This window comes from Vibrio sp. V23_P3S9T160, from assembly GCF_963886625.1.
Classification (GTDB): Bacteria; Pseudomonadota; Gammaproteobacteria; order Enterobacterales; family Vibrionaceae; genus Vibrio; species Vibrio anguillarum.
This window is the reverse complement of sequence record NZ_CAWPDB010000105.1, coordinates 24,145-47,817: the sequence shown is the minus strand read 5'-3', so window position 1 is coordinate 47,817 and position 23,673 is coordinate 24,145. Positions and strand designations below refer to the sequence as shown.

The following is a 23,673-nucleotide window of genomic DNA, read 5'->3' as shown; positions in this document are numbered from 1 at the left end:
TTAGCTTTGCTAACTATGGTGTCTTTATGAAAAGTTCAATTTACCGCCAATTTTGGCGTTATACCATTCCGACCGTGGCAGCTATGTTGGTCAATGGCTTGTATCAAGTGGTGGATGGTATTTTTATTGGTCATTATGTTGGTGCTGAGGGATTGGCAGGCATTAACGTTGCGTGGCCTATTATTGGCTTTATTTTAGGGCTTGGCATGTTGGTGGGCGTTGGAACTGGTGCTCTGGCTTCGATCAAGCAAGGTGAAGGGAACATGGCGGCAGCTAAGCAAGTGCTTGCTACTGGTCTATTGTTGCTTGTGATGCTAGCTCCCGTGGTGGCGACAATTCTATGGTTTCTTGCGGACGATTTCATTGCGTGGCAAGGCGTTGAAGGACGAGTCTACGAACTTGGCTTGCAATATTTGCAGGTATTAGTGATCGCTTGTGTCTTTACGCTTGGCTCTATTGCGATGCCTTTCTTGTTACGAAACGACGACAGCCCTAATTTAGCCACATTACTGATGGTGAGTGGTGCGATAATCAATATTCTCTTTGATTATCTGTTTATTGCCGTTTTACATTGGGAACTTACTGGTGCCGCCATAGCAACGGCACTCGCACAACTAAGTGTGACTGTATTGGGCATAGGCTATTTCTTTTCGACGCGAGCCAAGTTGCAGCTGTCACTCTCGGTGATGAGGGTGCAATGGTCGTTGTTACCTAAGATTGTTGCGATTGGTACTTCAAGCTTTTTTATGTATGCCTACGGTTCGATGATGGTAGCGGTGCACAACAGTCTATTTGCTCACTATGGCAGCGCGGTACTTGTTGGGGCATACGCTATATTAGGCTATATCGTCACGGTTTATTACTTAACGGCAGAGGGCATCGCGAATGGTATGCAGCCGTTAGTTAGCTTCAATTATGGTGCCAAAAACTATCTTCATATTAGAAAACTGCTCAAAATTGCAATGAGCATTGCTGTGCTTGGCGGGCTGGGTTTTGTGGTGCTGCTGAACTTGTTTTCCACTCAGGTTGTTGCGGTCTTCAATTCAACTGACCCGCAATTGATGGCAAGCGCTGTACTGGGCTTAAAACTGCATATGTTCGCGCTGTTTTTGGATGGATTTTTAGTTGTCGCCGCCGCCTTTTATCAAGCGACCAATCGCGGCAGTAAGGCGATGTTTGTCACCATTGGTAATATGGCGATCCAACTACCGTTCTTGTATTTGTTACCTAAGTTATATGGTGTGACTGGTGTGTGGATTGCCTTCCCCATTTCCAATATTGCGTTAAGTTTGGTGGTGGGTTTGATGTTGTGGCGAGATTTGCGTGCACTACCTTGTGATAACGCGAAGCAAACCGTATTCGCTTAACAAGAGCCATCCCCCTTGTCTCCAAGGGGGATGGCTACGCTCAGCTTTGTTGAATCGCTAGGCCTGGTAATTGGTGCCAATAGCCGTTGCACTGGTGATTGGTTAAAGGGGAGGGATGCTCCCCTTTTTCATTAGCCTTGAACTGCGACAGATGTTCGAATGTCTCAAGGCCTAGTGGGCTTAAACGAACGACATCGACCAATCCCGCCATACTTGGTAAATCATTAGCAAGGTTATAGCAATAGCCCGACTGGGTTTGGATACCGTTGAGGTTAAATACCGCTTGGCCTTCTTGGCTGTGAACTTGAATTCCGGTTGGATACTTGATACAGCAAGTCTCACATTCATCCTTCGCGCGGTTTTCGGCCCGTGCGGTAAAGCAGCGTGCGGAGTAAGCCAGTGGCAGGTATCCGTGGCTAAAAACTTCTACTTCAAACTGGTTTTTGATACCAAGCTCATCACATTGTTGCAATACATTGATTAGCCAATCACGGGAGAGTTCAACAGGCATGCACCAACGGATCATCCCTTGCTTTAGGAACAGTTGCAGTGTGCGCGCGTTGTAAGCATTCACCGCGGGCCCAACCACAAAAGGAAGGCGTTTTTCACTGGCGAGTTGAATCGCTGAAACGTCATTGGCTTCAATCGCAAAATCGCCATTCTCAATATACTTTTTCATCACATTGATTTCGCTCGGCGCTTCCAGTAGCGCCATGGTTGAGATCACAACCTGTTTACCCGCTTGTGAAAGCGCTTTGGCGATCTCAAACCAGTGTTGTGGTTTTATCTCACGTCGCTTGGAGCAGACCGATTCACCCAAATAGATCACATCAGCAGGGCTATTGATTGCCTGTTGATAAAAACTTTCTACCTCTTGTTTGGGCCAGAAATAGAGTAAAGGACCCAGCGCATATTTCATTCTCTTCTCCATTCTCTTATTGCCATTGGCGATGGTACGCGCCGAGTGTGGTTTGCGTGCCTTCAGAAACGTTGGCTAAGGCGGTATTCCAAGCCATTTCTACTTGGTAGGCTTGTGGATTTGCTTGGTAGCGATCAATCGCCGCTCGCCAGGTTTTAGTTACTTGTTCTACATAAGCAGGGCTACGTTGGCGACCTTCAATTTTGACGGAAGCAACGTTGGCTGCAAACAGTTCTGGCAATAGTGATAACGTATTCAAACTGGTTGGCTCTTCCAGTGCGTGGTAGCGTTTAGGTTGCCCATCGATCTGCGCTTCAAAACGACCTTTGCACAAGGTTGGGTAGCCTGCATTTTCTCCGGCTGCGTATTTATCAATCAAAATTTCGTTTAAGCGAGATTCCAAACCCGAGTCCGTTTCTTGCCAGCGGACATATTTCGCGGGCGAACAGGCTCCGACAGTATTGGGTGATTCTCCCGTCATATAAGAAGAGAGATAACAGCGCCCTTCAGACATAATGCATAAGCTGCCAAAGGCAAATACTTCAAGTTCGACGTCACTCATCATATTACGTGAGAGCTGTTTGACTTGATGGATTGATAGCACTCGCGGTAACACCACCCGCTTAATATTGAAATTCTGCTTATAAAACTCGATAGCGGCGACGTTGGTGGCGGAGGCTTGCACAGAAAGATGCAGTTCGAGATCTGGATATCGATTAGCGGCATAATCCAATACCGCGATATCGGCGATGATCAACGCATCCACGCCTAAACTGGCGGCATTATCGACGGCGTGAGTCCAACGCTCGAAGCCATTAGGGTGGGCGAAGGTATTTAACGCGACATGAATTTTTTTATGGTGATCATGAACATATTGCACCGCTTTATCTAACTTCTTACCTGCGAAATTAAGGCCAGCAAAGTGGCGAGCATTAGTATCATCTTTAAAGCCGATATAAACCGCATCTGCACCACAATCGATCGCTGTTTTTAGAGCAGGCAGGTTACCTGCAGGACATAAAAGTTCCATTGATCCATACGATATCTAAGGGAAAGTAGTGGTATTTTATGAAGCATTATGAATAGCAAATTTGATGTAAGGCAGGTTTGGGGCGAATAAACGAGATTTACTTATTTGGGAGTAGAACGATGACGACGATTTTGAACGAATAACTCTTCTACTTCCTGCCTCGGTTGTGGCCGATAAAAATGGAAGCCTTGAATTGAGTTACAGTTGAGATTAGAGAGCAGTGTGGCTTGTTGTTGAGTTTCCACACCTTCGGCAACGACCGTTAAGTTGAGTGATTTTCCTAAATTGATGATGTTTTCAATGACGGTGATTTGTTTAGGAAGCGTATCGATATCCGTTATAAAAGCGCGGTCAATTTTAAGTTCATCAATCGGGAAGCGAGCGAGGTAAGAGAGCGAGGAATACCCCGTACCAAAGTCGTCAATGGACAGCGAAAAGCCCAGTTTTTTGATCGCATTCAACATTTGCAAGGTGTGTTCGCTGTCGCTCATGACGGCACTTTCGGTCAGTTCAAATGTGATGCAGTTTGGATCAAGCTCCGTGGTGCGAAGCAGTTTTTCCATATAATCAATCAACTTCGGGTTACAAAACTGTTCGGGCGATAAATTGATCGCCACGCGACCTGGTAAAATGCCTTGCAGCTTCCAGCGTTTTACGGTCGAGAAGACATCACGCATCACCACTCGGCCTAAATGTTCAATCAGCCCAGCTTTTTCCGCGACAGGGATAAAAGCGCCGGGGTTGATATACCCTTCCACAGGGTGTTTCCAGCGCACCAAAGCTTCCGCACCATTGATGCTGAAGTCGCGAGCATTTACTTTCGGTTGATACCACACTTCAAGGCCATTTTGTTGCAGCGCTTTTTGCAGTTCAATTTCAAGCCATAAGCGCATGCGCGCTTCTTTGTTCATTTGATCGTTGAACTTAATCAGACGGTTTCTACCACGATCTTTGGCTTCATACATCGCCGTATCGGCGTTTTGCAACAATACGCGTGCATCGCTACCGTCACCAGGGTAGGCGACACTACCTATGGAGCAGGCTAAGCGTTTACTGAAATGGTGCAGATCAAACGGTTGGTTAATCAAAGAAATGATGCGTTCAGCCAACATTTCAGCGGCGCGACTATTTTCAGGATCAGGCAGTATTAGTCCAAATTCATCGCCGCCAAGGTGGCCCACAATCGCTTGTTGCGGTAGTAAACGTTTCAGCCGTGCTGAGACCTCTTTAATGACTTTATCGCCAATATGATGGCCTAAAGAGTCATTGATGTTTTTGAAGTTATCAATGTCTAAATAGAGCATCACAAGGGGTGTTTCATTTTGAATGAACTGTTCTAAACGTTTAGTGAAACCAAAACGGTTATACAAGTTAGTCAGCGAGTCAATGTGGATATCGGCATGCATAGTCGAAGACAACTGCTTAGGTGCATCTTCTGCATCTTGAATCAAAATCAGTTGTGAGCTGTTGCCCAGCACGACGGTGGCTCCAGCGTGCAGTTGAACTTTACGTTCAAAGCCACACTTTGGCCCAGTGAGGCAGACCAATGGTGCCCCTGCGAGTAATAAACTAAGTGGAGAGCTGAATACGGTTTTACTTTTTTCATCGACAAACAAGCGCGATAACTCTTCACCAAGAAGCTCTGAGGTATTTTCAAAACCGAGTAAACGAGCCGATGCGGGGTTAGCAGAGATAATGCAGTCGTCATCGACTAATAACAATCCATCGGGCAGTAAGCTAGTCAAGGTTGAAAACTTATTTTCCGACTCTTCTAATGAGCGAATGAGGATCTGTTTTTCGGAGGTGTCGATGGCGTGAAACACAATATTTTCGACTTTTTTATCACCCATGATAGGTGATAAAGAGAAATGCAAACTCGTTTCTAAATCGATCTCGTGAAGAGTCAGTTCGGTCTCAAGCGTTTCTCCTTGAAATGCCCGTTCATAATAAGGTTTGAGATGGCGGTAGAAGTGCTCACCCAGAATTTGTGAGTCATTCATTCCAACCAATTCGGTTGTGCTCAGCCCTGCAATATCACAATAACGTTCATTGACCATCACATAGTTATGTTGGTCGTTCAAGATGGCAAAAAAGAACGGACTGTTCGACGTGATTTTTGCAAACCAATGTTGTAAATGTTGCGAAGGCATCAAGCTACTACCACTCTCCAGAGCACTTATATTCATGAGGATGTTACAACGTAAGTAACACATTAACTATAACTTTGATTACTAAGCTAGAAAAGGTTCTCAAACAATGTACGTTTTTTGATGCATCACAGGAATTTGCACCCCCACATCCATTATGATTAGGTACTATTGCATTACAAAGTAACGGATAACGCTCGTGATTCACAAGATTCGTACTCAACTAGTTCAAAACGCCGCTTCAATTTTGCGATCCCCAGTCCACTTCTTACCGCAAGTTGTACAAAAAAAAGCCTTGCTAGAAGGGTTGAAAACTATATTTCATGAGGCTTTGCAAGAAGGTGACTTTGAATTTCTTGATGGGAAATGGTTAAAGGTTTCAATTCGCGATTTGAATTTGAATTGGTATATCAGCTATCAAGCGGAACAACTTGTTGTGTCTGATAAGACGGAAGTGGAAGATGTCAGCTTTAGCGGTAACCTAAATGATATGGTGTTGATTGCTGGTCGAAAAGAAGATCCTGATACGCTGTTCTTTCAACGTCGACTCTCCATTGAAGGGGATACCGAACTGGGGTTAGAGGTGAAGAATCTGATGGACAGTGTTGACCTAGAGCTTTTACCAAAACCGTTCCAGATGTTAATAAATCAGCTAGCAGATTTTGTGCATAAGGGCGTACAATCGCCAGTGACACAAAATGAGGTAATGAATGCTTATTCGAACTGAAGCGCCAGCGGATATCTTAGCGATTGACCGCTTATTAAAATCAGCCTTTGAGACAGATGCTGAAGCTAATTTGGTCATGACATTAAGGGAAAACAGCCATTTGACGCTCTCTTTAGTGGCCTGTGATGATGACGGCGAAGTCGTTGGTCATGTGATGTTTAGCCCAGTATTACTCAATGGTGAAGACTTAAATTGGCAAGGGCTTGCACCGTTGGCCGTGAAAAAAGAGTGGCGAAATCAAGGTGTCGCCGCCTCGTTGGTAAAAGAGGGGTTAATCTGTTTGGCTGAGTTCGATTATCCAGCTTGTGTGGTTTTGGGTGACCCGGATTATTATCAACGCTTTGGCTTTAAAGAGGCGGCGAAATCTGATTTTCGTTGTCGTTGGGATGTTCCAGTTGGCGCGTTTCAGATCGTTGCATTAGTCGACGGCGAATTGAGCGGACGAGCGGGTTTCATTGAATATTGCCCAGAGTTCAACGATCTTTAATCACCGTATTTCTATTCAAAACAGGGAGCCCAGTGCTCCCTGTTTACTTTTATGCCCTTACCACTTGAAGCTGCGTTGGTGTTGGCTACGTTCGCTCACCCCAATCACATCGTTTATCTAGGCTAATGGGGATGAATTCACTTGCCACCTATCTGCAACTTCAAGTTGTTTGGGCATAGCTCTTGGATCATTGGATGATTAACGGTTTCTGTCTTGGCGCTGATTTGTTAGGATTGCGATGTTCAATGAGGTCATAAACAGATGTCACATCACGAAAATCAATATTTACAAGAAATGGGCATCCAGCGTTGGGAGCTTATCCATCCACAGCGGCTGGCTGGCTATCAACCCTATCCGGTGACGCTGCCGAGCACGTGCCGATTATTACTCGTTTCTCCCCAATACCCGCAACAAGGTGCTCTATTGCTGTTTTCAAGAGTATTGAAGAGTATGAGGCTCGAAATCAGTCAGGCGTGTCATCTTGAGCCTCACTCTCTTAGCCAACTAACAGGCTCCAGCATTGAATGGTTGTGGTTTTCAGGCTGTGAAAAGAAAGAAAGCCCGTTGGCTCAGAAAGTGTTAACGTCACCGCCGCTAGTTGAGATAGATGGCAATACCGAGCTGCGCCGGGCGTTGTGGCAGCAAATTTGTTCTTATGAGTCATAAAACCATGAATATTGATGTTGTGCCTTTATCACTTCCTTATCTTGATGCTATTTGGTCCATTGAGCAGCAAGCTCACAGTTACCCTTGGGCTGAATCACTCGTACGCGACTTGGCGAGTCGTGGTGCATGCCACCATGCTATGTTGGTTTATGGCAAAGTTGTCGGTTATTTCTATGCACAGAATATTGTTGGAGAGGTGACCTTGTTGAATATCGCTGTGGATCCGCAGCAGCAAGGTAAGGGTTACGGAAAATTGTTGATGGAGTTTTTCTTAACTTACTGTGAAAAAGCGCAAGCTGAAAGTGCGTGGCTTGAAGTTCGCGAAAGTAACATCCGCGCTTATAGCTTGTACGAATCGCTGGGTTTTAATGAGCTCGATCGTCGAGTGAACTACTATCCCACTCCGAAAGGATCAGAAGATGCGATCATCATGAGCTACTATTTTTTGTAGCTTATTTTCCATCAGCAGATCGTTTGCAAACTCTGGTTTTTTTCATGGTTAGGCGTCTCGGAACTATTTCTGGTGCGCCTTATCTTTTTGATGTTCATTGAGTTGATAACATGGGTTTGCAAAACGCTTGACGACTTCCTTAGCGGTTAACGGCTTATCAAATAAGTAACCTTGGAACTGATCACAACCCAATTGTTTGAGAGTTTCGAGTTCTTGGCACTCTTCCACACCTTCGGCTATTACCTCCAAATTTAAACGTTTCGCAATCATAATAATCGTATCCACAATTGCTTGGTCACTCTCATCTAGATGCAATTGAGTGACAAAAGAACGATCGATTTTGAGCACATCCACCGATAAAAGTTTGAGGTAACGCAGTGATGAATAACCAGTGCCAAAATCATCAATCGAGATGCTCAGCTTACTTTTTTTAAGTTGCACCATTTTTTGAATCGCACTTTCTACATTTTCCAGTAATAGCCCTTCAGTAATCTCCAATTCAAGATGTTCACCAGTAATACCTGCTTGTTGCATTGCATGGTTAATGTGTTCAACAAAAGAATCTTGAGAAAACTGCAACGGACTGATGTTGATGGCTAAACGGCGAAAATGGGGCGGTAATACTCCTTGGCGCTTCCAAGCGGCGTATTGATAGCACGCTTGCTCTAATATCCAGTTTCCAATCGGAATAATTTGCCCCGTTTCTTCTGCTATGGTCATAAACACACCCGGTGGCAATACACCTTTGGTTGGGTGGTTCCAGCGGATCAAGGCTTCCACACCGACAATATTGTGCCGCTCATCGACTTGAGGTTGGTAATAGAGTTCTAACTGTTGGGTATTGAGGGCTTCATGGAGGCCTTTTTCAATTTCCAGAAACGATTCGACTTGAGCCTGCATTTCTGGCTCATAAAACATGTATTTATTGCGTCCATTCGCTTTTGCGCGGTAAAGCGCTGTATCGGCTTGTCTAAGGACATCGATATTGGTTTTGCCCACTGACGGAAAAATCGAGATACCAATACTCACAGTGCAATAAAGCTGGTGGTCATCAATCGAGTAAGGGTTGGAAATCAGAGCCAGAAGCTGCTGAGCTACCTTCTTTGCTTGTTGGCGAGAGAGATGAGGAATCAACACCGCAAACTCATCGCCACCGATGCGTGCGGCGGTGTAATCGTGTTTAAGCCAGCCATCCATACGCATGGCGATAGCTTTGATTAAATGATCCCCCGTTGTGTGTCCAAGTGAATCATTGATCGTTTTGAAGCGGTCGAGATCAAGGTAAAACAACACACCTGAAGTGTGGGTGCGAATACTGTTATCAATCGCATCAGTGAGCAGTTGCAGCAGCAAGCTGCGATTAGCAAGGCCAGTTAACGTGTCGTAGTAGGCTAATTGGTTAAGTTTAGCATCCGCGAGCTCTCGCTCTTTCCATAAAGTATAGAAAGTACCGGCTAACTCACTGAGCTCATTTTTTTGCTGTTGTAATGGCGGCTGTGTTGGGCGTTGATTGTTTTGCAATGAGCGAACCCACGAAATTAACGTGGTGATGGGTTTTGACAGCTTGTAGTAAAAAAAGACTAAAAGGATCGAAGTCAGCAACACATTTCGAAAGAGATCAAACAGCAATACTCGTGTTGTTTTTGCAATAAATTCTTTGGCAATGGAAGAGCCGTTGACGGAAAAGCTTAAGCTACCTACCACCACACTCGAATTGGGTTGATGCAAGTCAGTTTTAAAGATGGGTATTTCAGGTGTCAGATAATTCGATAAGAGCCGAATAAAAGCCGTCTGCGCTGGAATCTCTCTGCTTTTTTTTGCCAGTGTATCGCCAAAATCATCAATAATTTCAACATGATAAATGGCATTGTCAACCATTAAGCTAGAGACGACTTGATTGGCTAATAAGTTGTTGAGGTGATAAGCAGCCTGGCTGGCATTTGAATAATTTTGCAGTAGCTTAAAACGGTAGTGATCTTCAATGCGTGTTTGCTCTTGGTGTAGATCGAGCAAAGTATGGTATAAACTAAAGCCTATCCCAAGTATCACCGAGACTAGGAACACTGTTTTGGCTTGTTTAAATGCCAGAGAATTTCTTTGTTTGGTTATCAGCATAATACTCGCTTATTCTCTTCGCCCTTTTTAGTTATAGCTCATATTTATTGATAATTTAATTACAAATAGAAAGGTCGTCATTCTCTTGTTGATTTGTGTAGCGACGAAAGTTGCTCCCAGATCAAATATAGGGGAGAATACCGCGCAAATTTGAATCGAACTGCTGATCAGCGTAAGCGCTTCGGCTCTCCCTTATATCAGCATATTGAGAAGACCTGTTTCATGTCAAATACTCCTTTTTTGAGTGAAGTTTCTAAACGTAGAACCTTCGCTATTATTTCGCACCCGGATGCGGGTAAAACCACCATTACTGAAAAAGTTCTGCTATTCGGGAATGCCATTCAAAAAGCGGGAACGGTAAAAGGGCGCGGCTCTAACCAGCATGCTAAATCAGATTGGATGGAAATGGAAAAAGAGCGTGGTATTTCGGTCACGACCTCTGTGATGCAATTTCCTTACAATCATTGTTTGGTTAACTTGCTCGATACTCCAGGGCACGAAGACTTCTCGGAAGATACTTACCGCACATTGACGGCGGTTGACTCGTGCTTAATGGTGATTGATGCAGCAAAAGGTGTTGAAGATCGTACACGTAAGCTGATGGAAGTGACTCGCTTACGTGATACACCGATTGTAACCTTCATGAACAAATTGGACCGTGAGATCCGAGACCCAATGGAATTGCTTGATGAAGTGGAGAATGAGCTGAAGATTGCCTGCGCCCCGATTTCATGGCCAGTGGGTTGTGGTAAAGAGTTTAAGGGCGTGTACCACATTCACCGTGATGAGACGATTCTATACGCAACAGGCCAAGGCCACACCATTCAAGAAGAGCGCATTGTTAAGGGCCTCAATAACCCTGAACTGGATAAGGCAGTGGGTGATGAGCTTGCTGCTCAACTGCGTGATGAGCTTGAGTTAGTATTGGGCGCTTCTCATGAATTTGATCAAGAGCTGTTTTTAAAAGGTGAGTTGACCCCTGTTTTCTTCGGAACGGCATTAGGTAACTTTGGTGTTGACCATATGCTGCATGGTTTAACTGAGTGGGCTCCGGCGCCGATGCCACGTCAAGCTAATGAGCGTATTGTTGAAGCCACGGAAGAGAAATTCTCAGGCTTTGTGTTTAAAATCCAAGCGAACATGGATCCTAAACACCGCGATCGTATTGCGTTTATGCGTATTGTGTCGGGTACTTATACCCAAGGCATGAAAATGAACCACGTGCGTATTGGTAAGCAAGTGAGTATTTCTGATGCGGTTACCTTTATGGCAGGCGATCGCTCTCGTGCTGAAAATGCTTATGCTGGCGATATTATCGGTTTGCATAACCATGGAACGATTCAGATTGGCGATACCTTTACTCAAGGTGAATCGTTGAAATTCTCAGGTATTCCTAACTTTGCTCCTGAGCTGTTCCGTCGTATTCGCTTGCGCGATCCACTGAAGCAGAAGCAACTGCTTAAAGGTTTAGTGCAGTTGTCGGAAGAGGGAGCGGTTCAAGTCTTCCGCCCACTACAAAATAACGATTTGATTGTGGGTGCAGTGGGTGTGCTGCAGTTTGATGTGGTGGTGTCTCGTTTAAAATCTGAATACAACGTTGAGGCGATTTACGAAGGTGTTAACGTTGCAACAGCACGTTGGATTGAGTGCGCAGATGATAAAAAATTCGAAGAGTTTAAGCGCAAAAACCAAAGTAACATCGCACTGGATGGTGGGGATAACCTGACTTACATCGCGCCGACTATGGTCAATTTGAATCTGGCCAAAGAGCGTTTTCCTGAAGTGGAGTTCCGTGCGACACGCGAACATTAAAACTTGGTGATTTTGAAGAGAGTGACACTCTCTTCAAATGTTAAAGATAAAAAATGCCGATATTTCAGTATCGGCATTTTTTTATAGGTGGTATTGGAACACTATTTTTTCTTTTTATTCGCTTTCTTCTTCTTAGAAACCACTTTGACTTTTTTGTCATCGGTTTTCTTTTTCTTTTTGAATACCGGCTTTTTGTGCTGCGGGCGCATATCTTTAATGAAGCGCTCTTTGATCTCCTCATCGACATAACGCGCGACGCGGTCCATCATCACTTGATCATGGGCTTCAACCAAAGAGATCGCATTGCCTTTTTTACCAGCACGAGCCGTACGACCTATGCGGTGTAAGTACACATCCGCTGAGCGTGGCATATCAAAGTTGATCACGTGACTTACGTCAGGTAAGTCAATACCGCGTGCGGCCACGTCGGTTGCCAGTAGTACGTTGACTGCGCCTTCACGGAATCGTGTAATGGCGTTATTGCGACGATCTTGTGGCATTTCGCCTTGAATCCAAGCGCAAGGAATTTGCGCTTTTTCTAGCTCTGTACGCAAATCAGCTAAGCGCTCACGAGTTTTGATAAACACGATAGAACGTTCGGCTTGCTCGGTGAGGATTTTCTTCAATAGCTCAACTTTGTGCACCATGGTATCGGCGCGGTGATACCATTGAGTGATTTTTTTGCGTTCACGACGAGAAGGATCGGCATTGATTGTTGCTGGTTCTTTTAAGAGATCGGCAGTAAAACCTTCCACACCATGACCTTCCAGCGTTGCAGAGAAGAGCAAGGTCTGTTTACGCCAGCGACATTCAGCAGCGAGACGATCGACGATTGGGCCAAAGCCCATGTCCAGCATGCGGTCAGCTTCATCCAAAATAAGCCATTCAATCGCACGACAATCAAAACGCTCGCCTTCAATGTATTCCATCAAGCGACCAGGCGTTGCCACCACAATATCTTGCGTTTTGGCTAAGATGTCGGCGTGCTCTTGATATTGTACGCCGCCAGTGATGGTGACGATATTGAGGCGAGTATTCTTCGCCAGTTCACGAGCTTGATCCGCCACTTGCATCGCCAGTTCACGAGTTGGGGTCAGAATCAAGACGCGTGCAGGGCCGGCTCGCTTGCGCGGAAAATCTAAAAGATATTGTAGAGCGGGTAAAACAAATGCAGCGGTTTTACCGGTTCCCGTTGGCGCAGAGGCAAGGATATCTCGACCATCTAGGGCTTGTGGGATCGCTTCAGCTTGAACTTGGGTGGGACGTTCAAAGCCCATATCTTCAATGGCCGCAATGATGCAAGGGTCAAGATCGAGGTCAGCAAAGGTTTTGATCACAGTGAGTACTCCACAAGCCGTTAGGCTTATTTGGCTATAAAATTAAGGTCGAACATTATAGGGGGATTGGTGATTAGGATCACATGTTATTTCTACATCTTGAGATAAAAATCTTGAGTTAGGGCAATAAAGGCTTCGCTATAACCACCTGATGAGTGAATGACCAACGATGAATCAATCACAGAAGCCGAGGCTAAACTTAGTTCAATCAATAGCCGATGAGCGGGTTTGTGTGCTATGGGTTGTACAGTGCAGCGCCGCTTAAGCTGCCAGCCGAGCGTGAGTGCTTGCTCGATAAATTGTTCCCCTTCATACACGGGCAAAATAAAACAAGCTTGCCCCTCATCGTTGAGAAGACTTTTTGCTCTGACTAATAAAGCGTGATGAGCAAGTTGATTGGTGTGCCTAGCAGTAGCTCGCTGGGGATCATGAGACAGTTCACCACTGTTGAAATAGGGTGGGTTACAAATAATTGCATCAAAGGACGGCGTAAAAGAGGTGTCTAAAATATCACCTTGTAAAACCTGTATGCGTTGCCCCCATGAAGAAGCATTACCGTTGTATTGGGCCACTTCAAAGGCAAAGGCATCGATATCGATGGCCGTAATTTGTGCATCGCTAAAACGTTGCGCGCACATTAATGCTAATAACCCGGTACCAGTGCCAATATCGAGAATGGTTTTGGGATGCTGCGTGAAAGCCCACGCGCCTAATAGAACCCCATCGGTACTGACAGGCATTCCCGCTTGTCCACCGTCAATGGAAAATTGTTTAAATTTGAAACGCTTATTTTTGGGCGTGTGACTTTTCATCATTATTTCAAAATATAGCTCTAATTAAGTGATAACCACTATTGTTATCTATTTGTTCGGATTATTATTCTATCTGTTATGATAGTGTATGAAGAAATGATCAACACATCATTCTTTCTATTTTTTAACATTTAGAGTTTTAAACTGGTTTTTCACCGATATTATAAATTAATGTAGCGTTTTTTGCTTTGCCCTTGCGAAGTCTTGAGTGTTTCGTCATTATTCGCCCTTAATTTTTAGATTTAGATGCGGTTTCAACCTCATCAATAATGCATACACAACATTTATCAAATAATAATTAAGGGTTATCTGTGAAGCAGACGTTAAAACTAACAGATATTATCGCGGTCGGCTTTATGCTTTTCGCGTTTTTCTTGGGTGCTGGTAACATCATCTTTCCGCCAATCGCTGGCCAACTTGCTGGAGAGCATTTACTGCCAGCCATGACAGGCTTCCTTATTACCGCTGTCGGTTTACCATTGATGACGATTATTGCGATTGCTGTCGCGGGTGGTTCTTGGGAGCATTTAACCAAAGATCTGCCTAAACAAGCTGCAACTATCATGGCAGTGATGATCTTTATCATCATTGGTCCTGCCTTTGCAGCACCGCGTACCGGTCTTGTGGCGTATGAAATGGCAGTGAAACCATTTTTCATTGATGCGCAACAATCGCATTTGACACTATTTTCGATTCTCTTTTTTGTGATTGCGATGTTTTTTGCCTGGTCTCAAGGCAAACTCATCGATGTCATCGGTAAAGTGTTAACACCAGCGTTATTTATTGGTTTGCTTGTCCTCGCTGTGGCTGTTTTTCTTAATCCGCAAGGTGAGATGGTCGCTGCACAAGGTGAATACTTGACTCAGCCGTTGACGAAAGGTTTCCTTGAAGGTTACAACACCATGGATACGTTTGGTGCTCTGATGTTTGGGATGTTAATTGTTGATGCACTGCGCAGCAAAGGCATTACTGAGCGTGCGGCAACCACAAAGTATTTAATCAGCGCGGCGTGCATTGCGGCGGCTGGTTTGGCTTTTGTTTATATTTCACTATTTTATCTTGGCGCGACAAGCTCTGTAGTTGCTTTTGGCGCAGAAAATGGCGGTGCGGTGCTTAGTCAATATGTGCAAGCACTGTTTGGCCCTTATGGTCAAGTTGTGCTCTCTACTATAGTTTTGCTGGCTTGCCTAACGACAGCAATTGGTTTGATTTCAGCATGCTCAGATTACTTTTGCACATTGACTCCAATTTCTTATAAATCTTGGGTGATCATTATTGGTGTTGCTTGCGCTATCGTGGCAAACGTTGGTTTATCACAATTGATCGCTCTTTCTATCCCTGTTTTATTTGCACTGTATCCGGTTGCGATTGCCCTGATTATGTTGACCTTTTTACGTGGGAAACTACCAAATCCAGCAGTGGCATACCGTGTGGTATTGTTGATTGCGTTTCTTTTTGCGTTGATCGATGCGGCAAAAGTGGCTGGCGTGGATGTGTCTGCGTTTAATATGCTGCCACTGTTTGAAGTCGGTATGGGGTGGTTACTCCCAACACTTGCGGCGATGATTTGCATGTTTTTTATCGCTACTAACGTGCAGCAAAGTGTGGCTAAAAACGCGGCATAATCGAGTTTTTATCCGTTAGTATCGAAGAGGCTGAGCATGATTGTTCAGCCTCTTTTTTTAGTGCGTGCCAGCTTTTGTTTCAAGAGTTCAAACTAATTTTTCCTGTATCTTCATCACATTTTTAAGTAGAATTCTTCGGTTAAATTCTACTCATAAATGTTGAGCAAACATGTTTGAAATCAATCCTATTAAAAACCGTCTTCAGGATGTGTCAGAGCGCACAAATATCCTGAGGGGGTATCTTTGACTACGACGCTAAGAAAGAGCGTTTAGAAGAAGTGAATGCCGAACTCGAGCAACCTAATGTCTGGAACGAACCTGAGCGTGCACAAGCGCTAGGTAAAGAACGCGCTTCGCTCGAAGCCATTGTCGATACCATTGATCAGTTAGATCAAGGTGTGGATGATGTGGAAGGGCTACTGGAACTGGCTATTGAAGCCGAAGACCAAGAAACCTTCGATGAAATTGGCCCTGAACTGGATGAACTGGAAACTAAGCTTGAACAGCTTGAGTTTCGCCGTATGTTCTCTGGTGATCACGATTCTTCAGATTGCTATATTGATCTGCAGTCTGGTTCGGGCGGCACCGAGGCTCAAGACTGGACATCAATCCTGCTACGCATGTATTTACGTTGGGCAGAAGCGAAAGGCTTTAAGACTGAAGTGATTGAAGTGTCTGAAGGTGATGTTGCTGGTCTCAAAGGCGCAACAGTGCGCATTATCGGTGATTACGCTTATGGTTGGTTACGCACCGAAACTGGCGTACACCGCTTGGTTCGTAAATCGCCATTTGATTCGAGTGGCCGCCGGCATACCTCTTTTGCCTCTGCGTTTATCTATCCTGAGATTGATGAAAATATTGCTATCGACATCAACCCAGCCGATCTTCGTATCGATGTTTATCGCGCTTCGGGAGCGGGTGGTCAGCACGTTAACACCACCGAATCGGCGGTGCGTATTACGCATATTCCAACCAATACCGTTGTTCAATGCCAAAACGATCGTTCGCAGCATAAAAACAAAGACCAAGCGATGAAACAATTGCGTGCAAAACTGTTTGAACTTGAGTTACAAAAGCAGAACGCAGAAAAGCAAGCCAATGAAGATGCGAAATCTGACATTGGCTGGGGAAGCCAAATCCGATCTTATGTATTGGATGACTCCCGAATCAAAGACTTACGCACTGGCGTTGAAAACCGTAATACCCAAGCGGTATTAGATGGTGATTTAGACAAATTTATTGAAGCAAGCCTGAAATCAGGCCTTTAATGCTTTTTTACCGACATATAAGGTACATGTAAAATGACTGATGCTGTTCAAAACGAAATGAATCAAGAGCAAATTGCGCAAGAAGAGAACAAACTCATCGCAGAGCGTCGCAGCAAGCTGGATCACATCCGTAAGAGCTGTAAAGCGAATGGCCACCCAAATGACTTTCGTCGTGACAGCCTTGCGAGCGATCTTCAACAGCAATTCGGTGAAAAGAGCAAAGAAGAGTTAGAAGCCTTAAACCATGTTGTGGCGATTGCGGGTCGTATCATGGCGAAACGTGGCCCTTTCCTTGTTATTCAAGAAACCTCTGGTCGTATTCAAGCTTATGCTTCAAAAGAGGTTCAAACTGAGCTGAAGGAAAAATACCAAGGTCTAGACATTGGTGACATCATCGGCGTGAAAGGTGCGTTGCACAAATCTGGCAAAGGCGATCTCTACGTTAATATGGAAGAGTACGAATTGCTGACAAAGGCACTTCGTCCATTACCAGAGAAGTTCCACGGTTTGACTGACCAAGAGATGCGCTACCGCCAACGTTATGTGGATTTGATTGTTAATGAAAGTTCACGTAATGCGTTCATTGTTCGCTCTAAAGTAATGACTGCAATTCGTAACTTCATGATCTCAAAACAGTTCATGGAAGTAGAAACGCCAATGATGCATGTGATCCCTGGCGGTGCTAGTGCGCGTCCATTCATCACTCATCACAATGCGCTCGACATGCCAATGTACTTGCGTATCGCACCTGAGCTTTACCTTAAGCGTCTAGTTGTGGGTGGCTTTGATCGCGTGTTTGAAATCAACCGTAACTTCCGTAACGAAGGTCTTTCTCCTCGCCATAACCCTGAATTTACCATGATGGAATTCTATATGGCGTACGCAGATTACAATGATCTGATGGATTTTACTGAGGAGCTATTGAGTTCAGTTGCACTTGAAGTTTTGGGTTCAACATCAATGCCTTATGGTGATGAAACGGTAGAATTTGGTGGTCAATATGCTCGCATGAGTATGTTTGAAGCCATCAAACACTACAACCCAGAGCACGCTCAAATCCAAGCGTTAACGGAACAGGATCTGCAAAACCGTGAGCTGATGGTATCTATCGCGAAATCGGTTCATGTAGACGTTGAACCTTTCTGGACTTGTGGCCAACTGCTTGAAGAGATCTTCGGTGAAACGGCTGAACCTAAGTTGATGCAACCGACCTTCATCACTGGATACCCTGCAGATATTTCACCATTGGCGCGTCGTAGCGATAACAACCCATTCTTCACCGACCGTTTTGAGTTCTTCATCGGTGGTCGTGAAGTCGCCAATGGCTTCTCTGAGCTTAATGATGCTCAAGATCAAGACGAGCGCTTCTTAGCGCAAGTGAATGCCAAAGATGCTGGCGACGATGAAGCCATGTTCTACGATGCTGATTATGTTGTTGCGTTAGAGCACGGTCTCCCACCAACGGCGGGTCAAGGCATTGGTATTGACCGTTTGGTGATGTTACTCACCAACACTCATACGATTCGTGACGTTATCCTATTCCCTGCGATGCGCCCACAGCAGTAATTGCTACTTTCGTTCCGATAAACCGCCTAAATAGGCGGTTTTTTTTTGCATTAGTTTGAAAAATTTTGTTCACTAGCGTGGACTAACAGACAACAATTTCGAAAGGATTATGAAATAGTTCCCTATATTAAATGGCAAAGCGCTTATTTGTTGTCTAGTCTTATTATCGAGACAGACTACAGCGCCAAGTCTCGTTAATGTAACAGCCGTTTAATGTGCCAAAAGTAGCACTGCATATAAATTTTAAGATAAGGAATAATAGATGGGCACTCAATTCCGAATGGATTCTGTCCCTGGTTCGCTTGTCGTCGTTGGTGGGACATACGAGCCTTGGTTATCTGTACTTGAACAGGTTGGTTGGCGTTGTACACAATGCGCAGATTTACGTAAAGCGGATGCCTTGTTTGCAGAAACAGGCCCATGCATTGGTATTGTTGATTTGAGCCATGATGAATTCAGCCTCAATGGCATTGCAAATTTGGTCAGCAACCATAAACAAGTACGTTGGTTGGCGTTCATTCGCGAATCACAGTTGAGCTCGGATACGATTTGCCAATTCATTGTTAACTTTTGTATTGACTTTTTTACGGCGCCGATTCCCGATGCGCAGCTACTGAGCACCATTGGACACCAACTTGGAATGCTTAAGTTAGAGAAAAAAGTATGGCCACATTATGGAGCAACAGGGGATATTGGTTTAATTGGTGAATCCACTCCCATGAAGCGCTTGCGTGATCAGATCAAACGCATCGGCCCTACAGATGTCAGTATCCTCATTTATGGGGAAAATGGAACGGGCAAAGAGACGGTCGCGAGAGCGGTACACAAAACCTCATCTCGTGCACAAAAACCTTTTATTTCAGTGAATTGCCGAGCTTTATCGGAGAGCCGCTTTGAATGTGAACTGTTCGGTATTGGTTGTGAAGACTCATCTCAAACTTCATTATTGGAGCGGGCCGATGGTGGGACGATCCTACTTAAAGATATTCTCACGCTACCTAAAAGCCAACAAGCTAACCTCTTGCGCTTCCTGCAAGAAGGAACGATAGAAACTTCAATGGGTGTCAAAGAGGTGGATGTGCGTATTTTGGCCGCCAACTCTTCCGATATTGAAAAAGCGCTGATTGATGGCAATTTTAACGAAGAGCTGTACCACTATATCAACGTATTGCGTATTAATGTCCCGAGCTTAAAAGAGCGGGCGGGTGATATTGCTTTACTGGCACGCCACTTCTTGCAGGAGTATTCAAAAGAGTTTAACGCGCAGGCGCGCAGTTTTACTGAAGAAGCGGCGCGCTCATTGGCTCGTTATCACTGGCCGGGTAACGTTCGTGAGCTGATGAATCAGATCAAACGTGTGGTGCTGATGTCCGATTCAGTCATGTTGGATGAATTGCAACTCGACTTACCAAAACGCAGTGATGGTAAGCGCAGCCTAAAAAGCATTCGTGAGCGTTCAGAGCGAGATGCGCTATTACTGGTTCTAGAATCGAACTCAGGGCAAGTATCAATGGCCGCCAAAGAGCTAGGTGTATCTAGAGCTACTATGTATCGCTTGCTTAATAAACATAACTTAATCACTGAAAATACCTATTAACTTGATGATTCTTCAAGTAAAAATGGCCACATTTAATCCATGTGGCCATTTTTTATAATCATATCTTTTGCGAATAAGTTATTCTCTAGCTGAATATGTCACTTATTTGCTGTCATCGGCTTTCATTTTAGGTTAATGCATTGTTTTTTAATTGTTTGAAAATTAAGAGTTGAATAATCACCTCAGTTGCATAGAATTTAACCGTGAGCCGTGCTCACACACTCATTTCACTTTGGATTAACTATTTGCTTGGAGGCGCAACATGAATCATTTCGTTTTTGTTCATACTGTTCGCGTTTCTATCGATCTTACTGCGCCTAAATCGTCTCTTACTACAGACGCCTGTCGTATGTTTGATGATAAAAAAGCACCGATTTTTAGTTAATCCGTAACCTTGAGATAGGCTGCGGAAAAATGGCAGCTTATCAAAGTGTTGAGCCACCTTGTTCGCCCCCATTTTTCCAGCAGTCAACGTTTAGTTTACTACTGGAGAATACTCATGCGTCATTCAATTTATTTACAACTTGCTACTTTACTGGTCCGTGCTGATTTACGCCGTGAAGAGCGTCAATGGCAACGAAATGTTCGCCGTCATGCTTTTGAGCTGCCTTTTAATAGCCAACACTTGCTTAAAGATATTGGCTTAGAAAGTGATGGACGCGCTATTGGCGTTTCAGTCCCTGACTCAATTAAAGCTGAACGTCATATTCGTCATCTTCGCCGTGTGTTAAGTATGCGAATAACAACGTAAAACGAGGGGCTAGTGGCTTCGCTAGCCCCGAAGATATCTACGGACAAGGGTTGGAGTAAGTCGTCCCAATCTCTTGAATTTTAAGAAGCAATTCATTACTGAGTACGACATCTAAACTATCGATATTTGTTTTCAACTGCTCTAGGTTTGTCGCGCCAATGATATTGGATGCGACAAACGGACGTTGATTGACAAACGCCAACGCCATCTGTGCTGGATCAAGGCCATACTGGTTAGCAAGCTCAACATAAGCGTGAGTGGCTTGTACACCTTGCGCCGTAAAATAGCGAGAAAAGCGTTCAAATAGGCTGCACCGAGCGCCGTCAGGTCTTGCGCCATTTAAATATTTACCACTCAGGCAACCAAACGCCAGTGGCGAGTAAGCCAGCAGTTGAACACCTTCGAAGTGGCTAATCTCAGATAAGCCAATTTCAAAGCTACGATTCAGTAAATTATAAGGGTTTTGGATAGAGACAATTCTTGCTAGATCGTGTTTTTCTGCCAATTTTAGCAACGTCATTACGCCCCACGGGGTATCATTTGACACACCGATGTAACGCACTTTTCCAGCCTTGACGAGATCATTAAGCGCTTCGAGCGTTTCGATTAAAGTGACTTCTTCTTGCTGATCAGGATAAGGGTAGTTAAGTTGGCCGAACATGTTCGTTTGGCGTTGAGGCCAATGTAATTGATACAAATCGACATAGTCTGTTTTTAAGCGTCTTAAACTATCATCAATCGCTAAATGAATGTTGCGTCTATCGAGTGACATCTTTTCGCGGATGTGAGGCACGTTACGCGGGCCTGCCACTTTAGTCGCTAACACCACTTTTTCACGTTTACCTGATTTTTCTAACCAGTTGCCAATATAGCTTTCGGTCAGACCTTGGGTTTTACCGTTGGGGGGAACTGGGTACATTTCCGCAGTATCGATGAAATTCACACCTTGGTCTAAGGCGTAATCGAGCTGCTCAAAGGCTTGTTGTTGGCTATTTTGTTCACCAAAAGTCATGGTACCTAAGCAGATCTTGCTCACTTCCAGTGTGGAATGAGGCAGTTTGGTGTATTGCATATTCCTTCCTTGATGCTCTCGCTGGTGGAGTGTGTGACGTTTTTACTATAAGCGAAGATGGCAGTGAAACGGAAACGAATTGTGCAGTGAAAGATCAAACGGTTACGTTTTTTCATGAGCAATAACGAGCACTTTTAAATAAAGTGTTGTTCAAGAATGCTCGCGGTAAATTGAGTTCGAAGATAAAAGCCTCGTGGCAGGGTTTTGATAGGTTTGCCATTAGCACCGTATGCTTCGGTTAATGCTCGCCCGTTTGCCGCTTTTGGCCTGAGCTGTAATACTTCACCGTGCTTAGCGGTGATCTGCTCAACTTTGCCAAGAACGATGAACTCCATCAGTTCTTCCCAATCATTTTTTAGCTGCTGTTCTTGTGCTGGTGAAGGGCTCCATAGCAATGGCGAGCCGACATGGCGCTGGGCTAGGGGGATCTCTCGCTCACCCTCTATTGGGATCCACAGTACTCGAGAGAGTTTATTTCGCACGTGGCTTTGCTCCCATGTTAAACCATGAACACCAGTGAGTGGGGCCACACACACAAACGTTGTTTCGAGTGGTTTTCCAGTGTAACTGATTGGAATACTTTTGAGCTCGATGCCTAATTGCTCGAAATCTTGCTGAGGTTTGCTGCCTGCTGTTGCACCCAAATGCCACTCTAATAGCTGACCGACCCATCCTTTATCTTTTTTTAAGTCAGGGGGCACGGTCATCTTGGCTTCTTCGGCCAGTTGACTAAAGCTTAAGCCTGCAATGTCTTGGGCTCTAAGCATTAATTCATGTTCAGTTTTAGGTGCAGGTTTCATGATACTTTGAATGATAAAAACGCGATTGTAGCAAATTCTTATACACAATGTGCTGTCGTTTCTTTTGCTTAAAAGATCATCGCAATCCAAGTTATCCACAGGTTGATCGGAAAAATATTCCATTTTTTGTTTATCTGTATGCATTTACAGGGTTTTGCTTGAGAGAGTGGGCCTCTTAATCAGTAAATCTTATTTCTACTAGAGTGGGGGTGTGGATAACGAGCGAATTGGTGGATCTTTGAGCATGTTATGAAAGGATCAATTTTTTGTTAATCGCAACGTAATGTGAATAATAGAAAATCAAATTAATTCATTGTTTTTAATGTATTTAATTTATTATTATCTTTTTTGTATTAGTCCGTATTCTTTTGCTTTTTGGGGAAGTAAGTCGCTATCTAGAGATTCTTCACATAGTTACTCACAGAAAAGGTGAATAAATGTGGCTGGTGTCGCATTATTTTGTTGATAACTTTAAATTTGATGAAAAGTTATCCAATTAATGATTAGGAACACATAAATCTCGTGTTAATCACACTAGTAAGTTTGCTCCTATTGGGGATATGTGGAAAAATCAAAGCAATTAAGATTTTACTAGAGGTTGGCCAGTGATCGATGGCGATGGTTACCGACTCAATGTTGGTATTGTGATTTGTAACAACCATGGTCAGGTATTCTGGGCGAAACGATACGGACAACACTCTTGGCAGTTTCCACAAGGTGGAATTGACGACGATGAAACTCCTGAACAAGCGATGTTTAGAGAGCTTTACGAAGAGGTTGGGCTTACAAAGAAAGATGTGAAAATCATAGCAACAAGCCGTCATTGGTTAAGATATAAATTACCAAAACGGCTCGTTCGTTGGGATTCTCAACCTGTCTGTATTGGGCAAAAACAGAAATGGTTTCTTCTGCGCTTAGAGTGTGATGAATCAAGAATCAACATGCAGCGCGGCAGTACCCCTGAATTTGATGGTTGGCGTTGGGTCAGTTATTGGTATCCAGTGAGGCAAGTAGTCTCTTTCAAGCGAGATGTTTATCGTCGCGCCATGAAAGAGTTTGCATCATTCGCGATGCCATTTAAAGAACGTAATAACAAAGGTAAGCGCAAAAATAAAAGAGGATAG

At 44.3% G+C, this 23,673-nt stretch carries 21 protein-coding genes; 13 read left to right on the top strand and 8 right to left on the bottom strand.

Annotation, left to right across the window (positions count from 1 at the left end; all coding sequences use genetic code 11):
* Positions 1-26 precede the first annotated feature (26 nt).
* Positions 27-1,367, top strand: a complete 1,341-nt coding sequence (locus tag AACU59_RS05675; protein WP_094144401.1) for an MATE family efflux transporter — start codon at positions 27-29, stop codon at positions 1,365-1,367.
* Positions 1,368-1,407: 40 nt separating this feature from the next.
* Here AACU59_RS05675 and AACU59_RS05670 read toward each other — a convergent pair whose 3' ends face one another.
* From AACU59_RS05670 to AACU59_RS05660, 3 genes are all read right to left on the bottom strand, one after another.
* Positions 1,408-2,286, bottom strand: a complete 879-nt coding sequence (locus tag AACU59_RS05670) for a U32 family peptidase (protein ID WP_026028086.1) — start codon at positions 2,284-2,286, stop codon at positions 1,408-1,410.
* Positions 2,287-2,302: 16 nt separating this feature from the next.
* Positions 2,303-3,316, bottom strand: a complete 1,014-nt coding sequence (ubiU, locus tag AACU59_RS05665) for a ubiquinone anaerobic biosynthesis protein UbiU (protein WP_094144400.1) — start codon at positions 3,314-3,316, stop codon at positions 2,303-2,305.
* Between the two features lie 101 nt (positions 3,317-3,417).
* A complete protein-coding gene (locus AACU59_RS05660; protein WP_026027438.1) occupies positions 3,418-5,466 on the bottom strand; it encodes a bifunctional diguanylate cyclase/phosphodiesterase in 2,049 nt (682 codons plus the stop codon).
* Between the two features lie 196 nt (positions 5,467-5,662).
* Here AACU59_RS05660 and ubiT point away from each other — a divergent pair, with 196 nt between their 5' ends.
* The 4 genes from ubiT (at position 5,663) to rimI (ending at position 7,794) form a co-directional block, all read left to right on the top strand.
* Entirely contained in the window at positions 5,663-6,190 is a 528-nt protein-coding gene (gene ubiT, locus AACU59_RS05655; RefSeq protein ID WP_010318913.1) for a ubiquinone anaerobic biosynthesis accessory factor UbiT, read from the top strand.
* Positions 6,174-6,677, top strand: coding sequence for a GNAT family N-acetyltransferase (locus AACU59_RS05650; protein ID WP_094144399.1), 504 nt, complete (start codon positions 6,174-6,176; stop codon positions 6,675-6,677). Before ubiT ends, AACU59_RS05650 begins: the two co-directional genes overlap by 17 nt.
* 261 nt (positions 6,678-6,938) lie before the next feature.
* Positions 6,939-7,343 carry a DNA polymerase III subunit psi gene (locus tag AACU59_RS05645; RefSeq protein ID WP_094144398.1) on the top strand — a complete coding sequence of 135 codons (405 nt, stop codon included), beginning with the start codon at positions 6,939-6,941 and terminating at the stop codon, positions 7,341-7,343.
* Positions 7,344-7,347: 4 nt separating this feature from the next.
* Positions 7,348-7,794 (top strand): ribosomal protein S18-alanine N-acetyltransferase, encoded by a 447-nt coding sequence (gene rimI, locus AACU59_RS05640; protein ID WP_094144397.1) that lies wholly within the window; start codon positions 7,348-7,350, stop codon positions 7,792-7,794.
* A 63-nt stretch (positions 7,795-7,857) separates the two neighbouring features.
* On the opposite strand, the gene AACU59_RS05635 is transcribed toward rimI, so the two are convergent.
* On the bottom strand, positions 7,858-9,909 hold the full coding sequence (locus tag AACU59_RS05635; RefSeq protein WP_161437696.1) for a putative bifunctional diguanylate cyclase/phosphodiesterase: 2,052 nt from the start codon (positions 9,907-9,909) through the stop codon (positions 7,858-7,860).
* Between the two features lie 222 nt (positions 9,910-10,131).
* On the opposite strand from AACU59_RS05635, the gene prfC reads away from it, so the two are divergent.
* Positions 10,132-11,721 (top strand): peptide chain release factor 3, encoded by a 1,590-nt coding sequence (gene prfC / locus AACU59_RS05630; RefSeq protein WP_094145560.1) that lies wholly within the window; start codon positions 10,132-10,134, stop codon positions 11,719-11,721.
* A 101-nt stretch (positions 11,722-11,822) separates the two neighbouring features.
* On the opposite strand, the gene srmB is transcribed toward prfC, so the two are convergent.
* Complete coding sequence (srmB, locus tag AACU59_RS05625; RefSeq protein WP_013857603.1) at positions 11,823-13,058, bottom strand: ATP-dependent RNA helicase SrmB; 1,236 nt, start codon at positions 13,056-13,058, stop codon at positions 11,823-11,825.
* 92 nt (positions 13,059-13,150) lie between these two features.
* Complete coding sequence (locus AACU59_RS05620; protein WP_161437695.1) at positions 13,151-13,873, bottom strand: tRNA1(Val) (adenine(37)-N6)-methyltransferase; 723 nt, start codon at positions 13,871-13,873, stop codon at positions 13,151-13,153.
* A gap of 308 nt (positions 13,874-14,181) precedes the next feature.
* Between AACU59_RS05620 and brnQ the strand changes: the two genes are divergently transcribed.
* The 6 genes from brnQ to AACU59_RS05590 all read left to right on the top strand — a co-directional run bounded on the left by brnQ (position 14,182) and on the right by AACU59_RS05590 (position 20,677).
* Positions 14,182-15,495 carry a branched-chain amino acid transport system II carrier protein gene (brnQ, locus tag AACU59_RS05615; protein ID WP_094144776.1) on the top strand — a complete coding sequence of 438 codons (1,314 nt, stop codon included), beginning with the start codon at positions 14,182-14,184 and terminating at the stop codon, positions 15,493-15,495.
* A gap of 169 nt (positions 15,496-15,664) precedes the next feature.
* Positions 15,665-16,763, top strand: a protein-coding gene (gene prfB / locus AACU59_RS05610; RefSeq protein ID WP_096000859.1) for a peptide chain release factor 2 whose coding sequence is annotated in 2 segments (ribosomal slippage) — positions 15,665-15,739 and positions 15,741-16,763 — 1,098 coding nt in all. Because the reading frame shifts where the segments join, the coding sequence is not laid out codon by codon here.
* A 33-nt stretch (positions 16,764-16,796) separates the two neighbouring features.
* Positions 16,797-18,329: a lysine--tRNA ligase gene (gene lysS / locus AACU59_RS05605; protein ID WP_094144774.1), complete on the top strand. Its 1,533-nt coding sequence runs from the start codon at positions 16,797-16,799 to the stop codon at positions 18,327-18,329.
* Between the two features lie 262 nt (positions 18,330-18,591).
* Entirely contained in the window at positions 18,592-19,926 is a 1,335-nt protein-coding gene (gene vpsR / locus AACU59_RS05600) for a cyclic-di-GMP-binding transcriptional regulator VpsR (protein ID WP_017043264.1), read from the top strand.
* A gap of 262 nt (positions 19,927-20,188) precedes the next feature.
* A complete protein-coding gene (locus AACU59_RS05595; RefSeq protein WP_254917736.1) occupies positions 20,189-20,311 on the top strand; it encodes a hypothetical protein in 123 nt (40 codons plus the stop codon).
* A 114-nt stretch (positions 20,312-20,425) separates the two neighbouring features.
* The gene (locus tag AACU59_RS05590) at positions 20,426-20,677 is read left to right on the top strand and encodes a hypothetical protein (protein ID WP_010319130.1); all 252 of its coding nucleotides are present in this window, start codon (positions 20,426-20,428) and stop codon (positions 20,675-20,677) included.
* Positions 20,678-20,714: 37 nt separating this feature from the next.
* Here AACU59_RS05590 and AACU59_RS05585 read toward each other — a convergent pair whose 3' ends face one another.
* Both AACU59_RS05585 and mutH read right to left on the bottom strand, forming a co-directional pair.
* Positions 20,715-21,749 carry an NADP(H)-dependent aldo-keto reductase gene (locus AACU59_RS05585; RefSeq protein ID WP_013857595.1) on the bottom strand — a complete coding sequence of 345 codons (1,035 nt, stop codon included), beginning with the start codon at positions 21,747-21,749 and terminating at the stop codon, positions 20,715-20,717.
* A gap of 134 nt (positions 21,750-21,883) precedes the next feature.
* Complete coding sequence (gene mutH, locus AACU59_RS05580) at positions 21,884-22,549, bottom strand: DNA mismatch repair endonuclease MutH (RefSeq protein WP_026028083.1); 666 nt, start codon at positions 22,547-22,549, stop codon at positions 21,884-21,886.
* A gap of 605 nt (positions 22,550-23,154) precedes the next feature.
* Between mutH and rppH the strand changes: the two genes are divergently transcribed.
* Entirely contained in the window at positions 23,155-23,673 is a 519-nt protein-coding gene (rppH, locus tag AACU59_RS05575; RefSeq protein ID WP_010319133.1) for an RNA pyrophosphohydrolase, read from the top strand.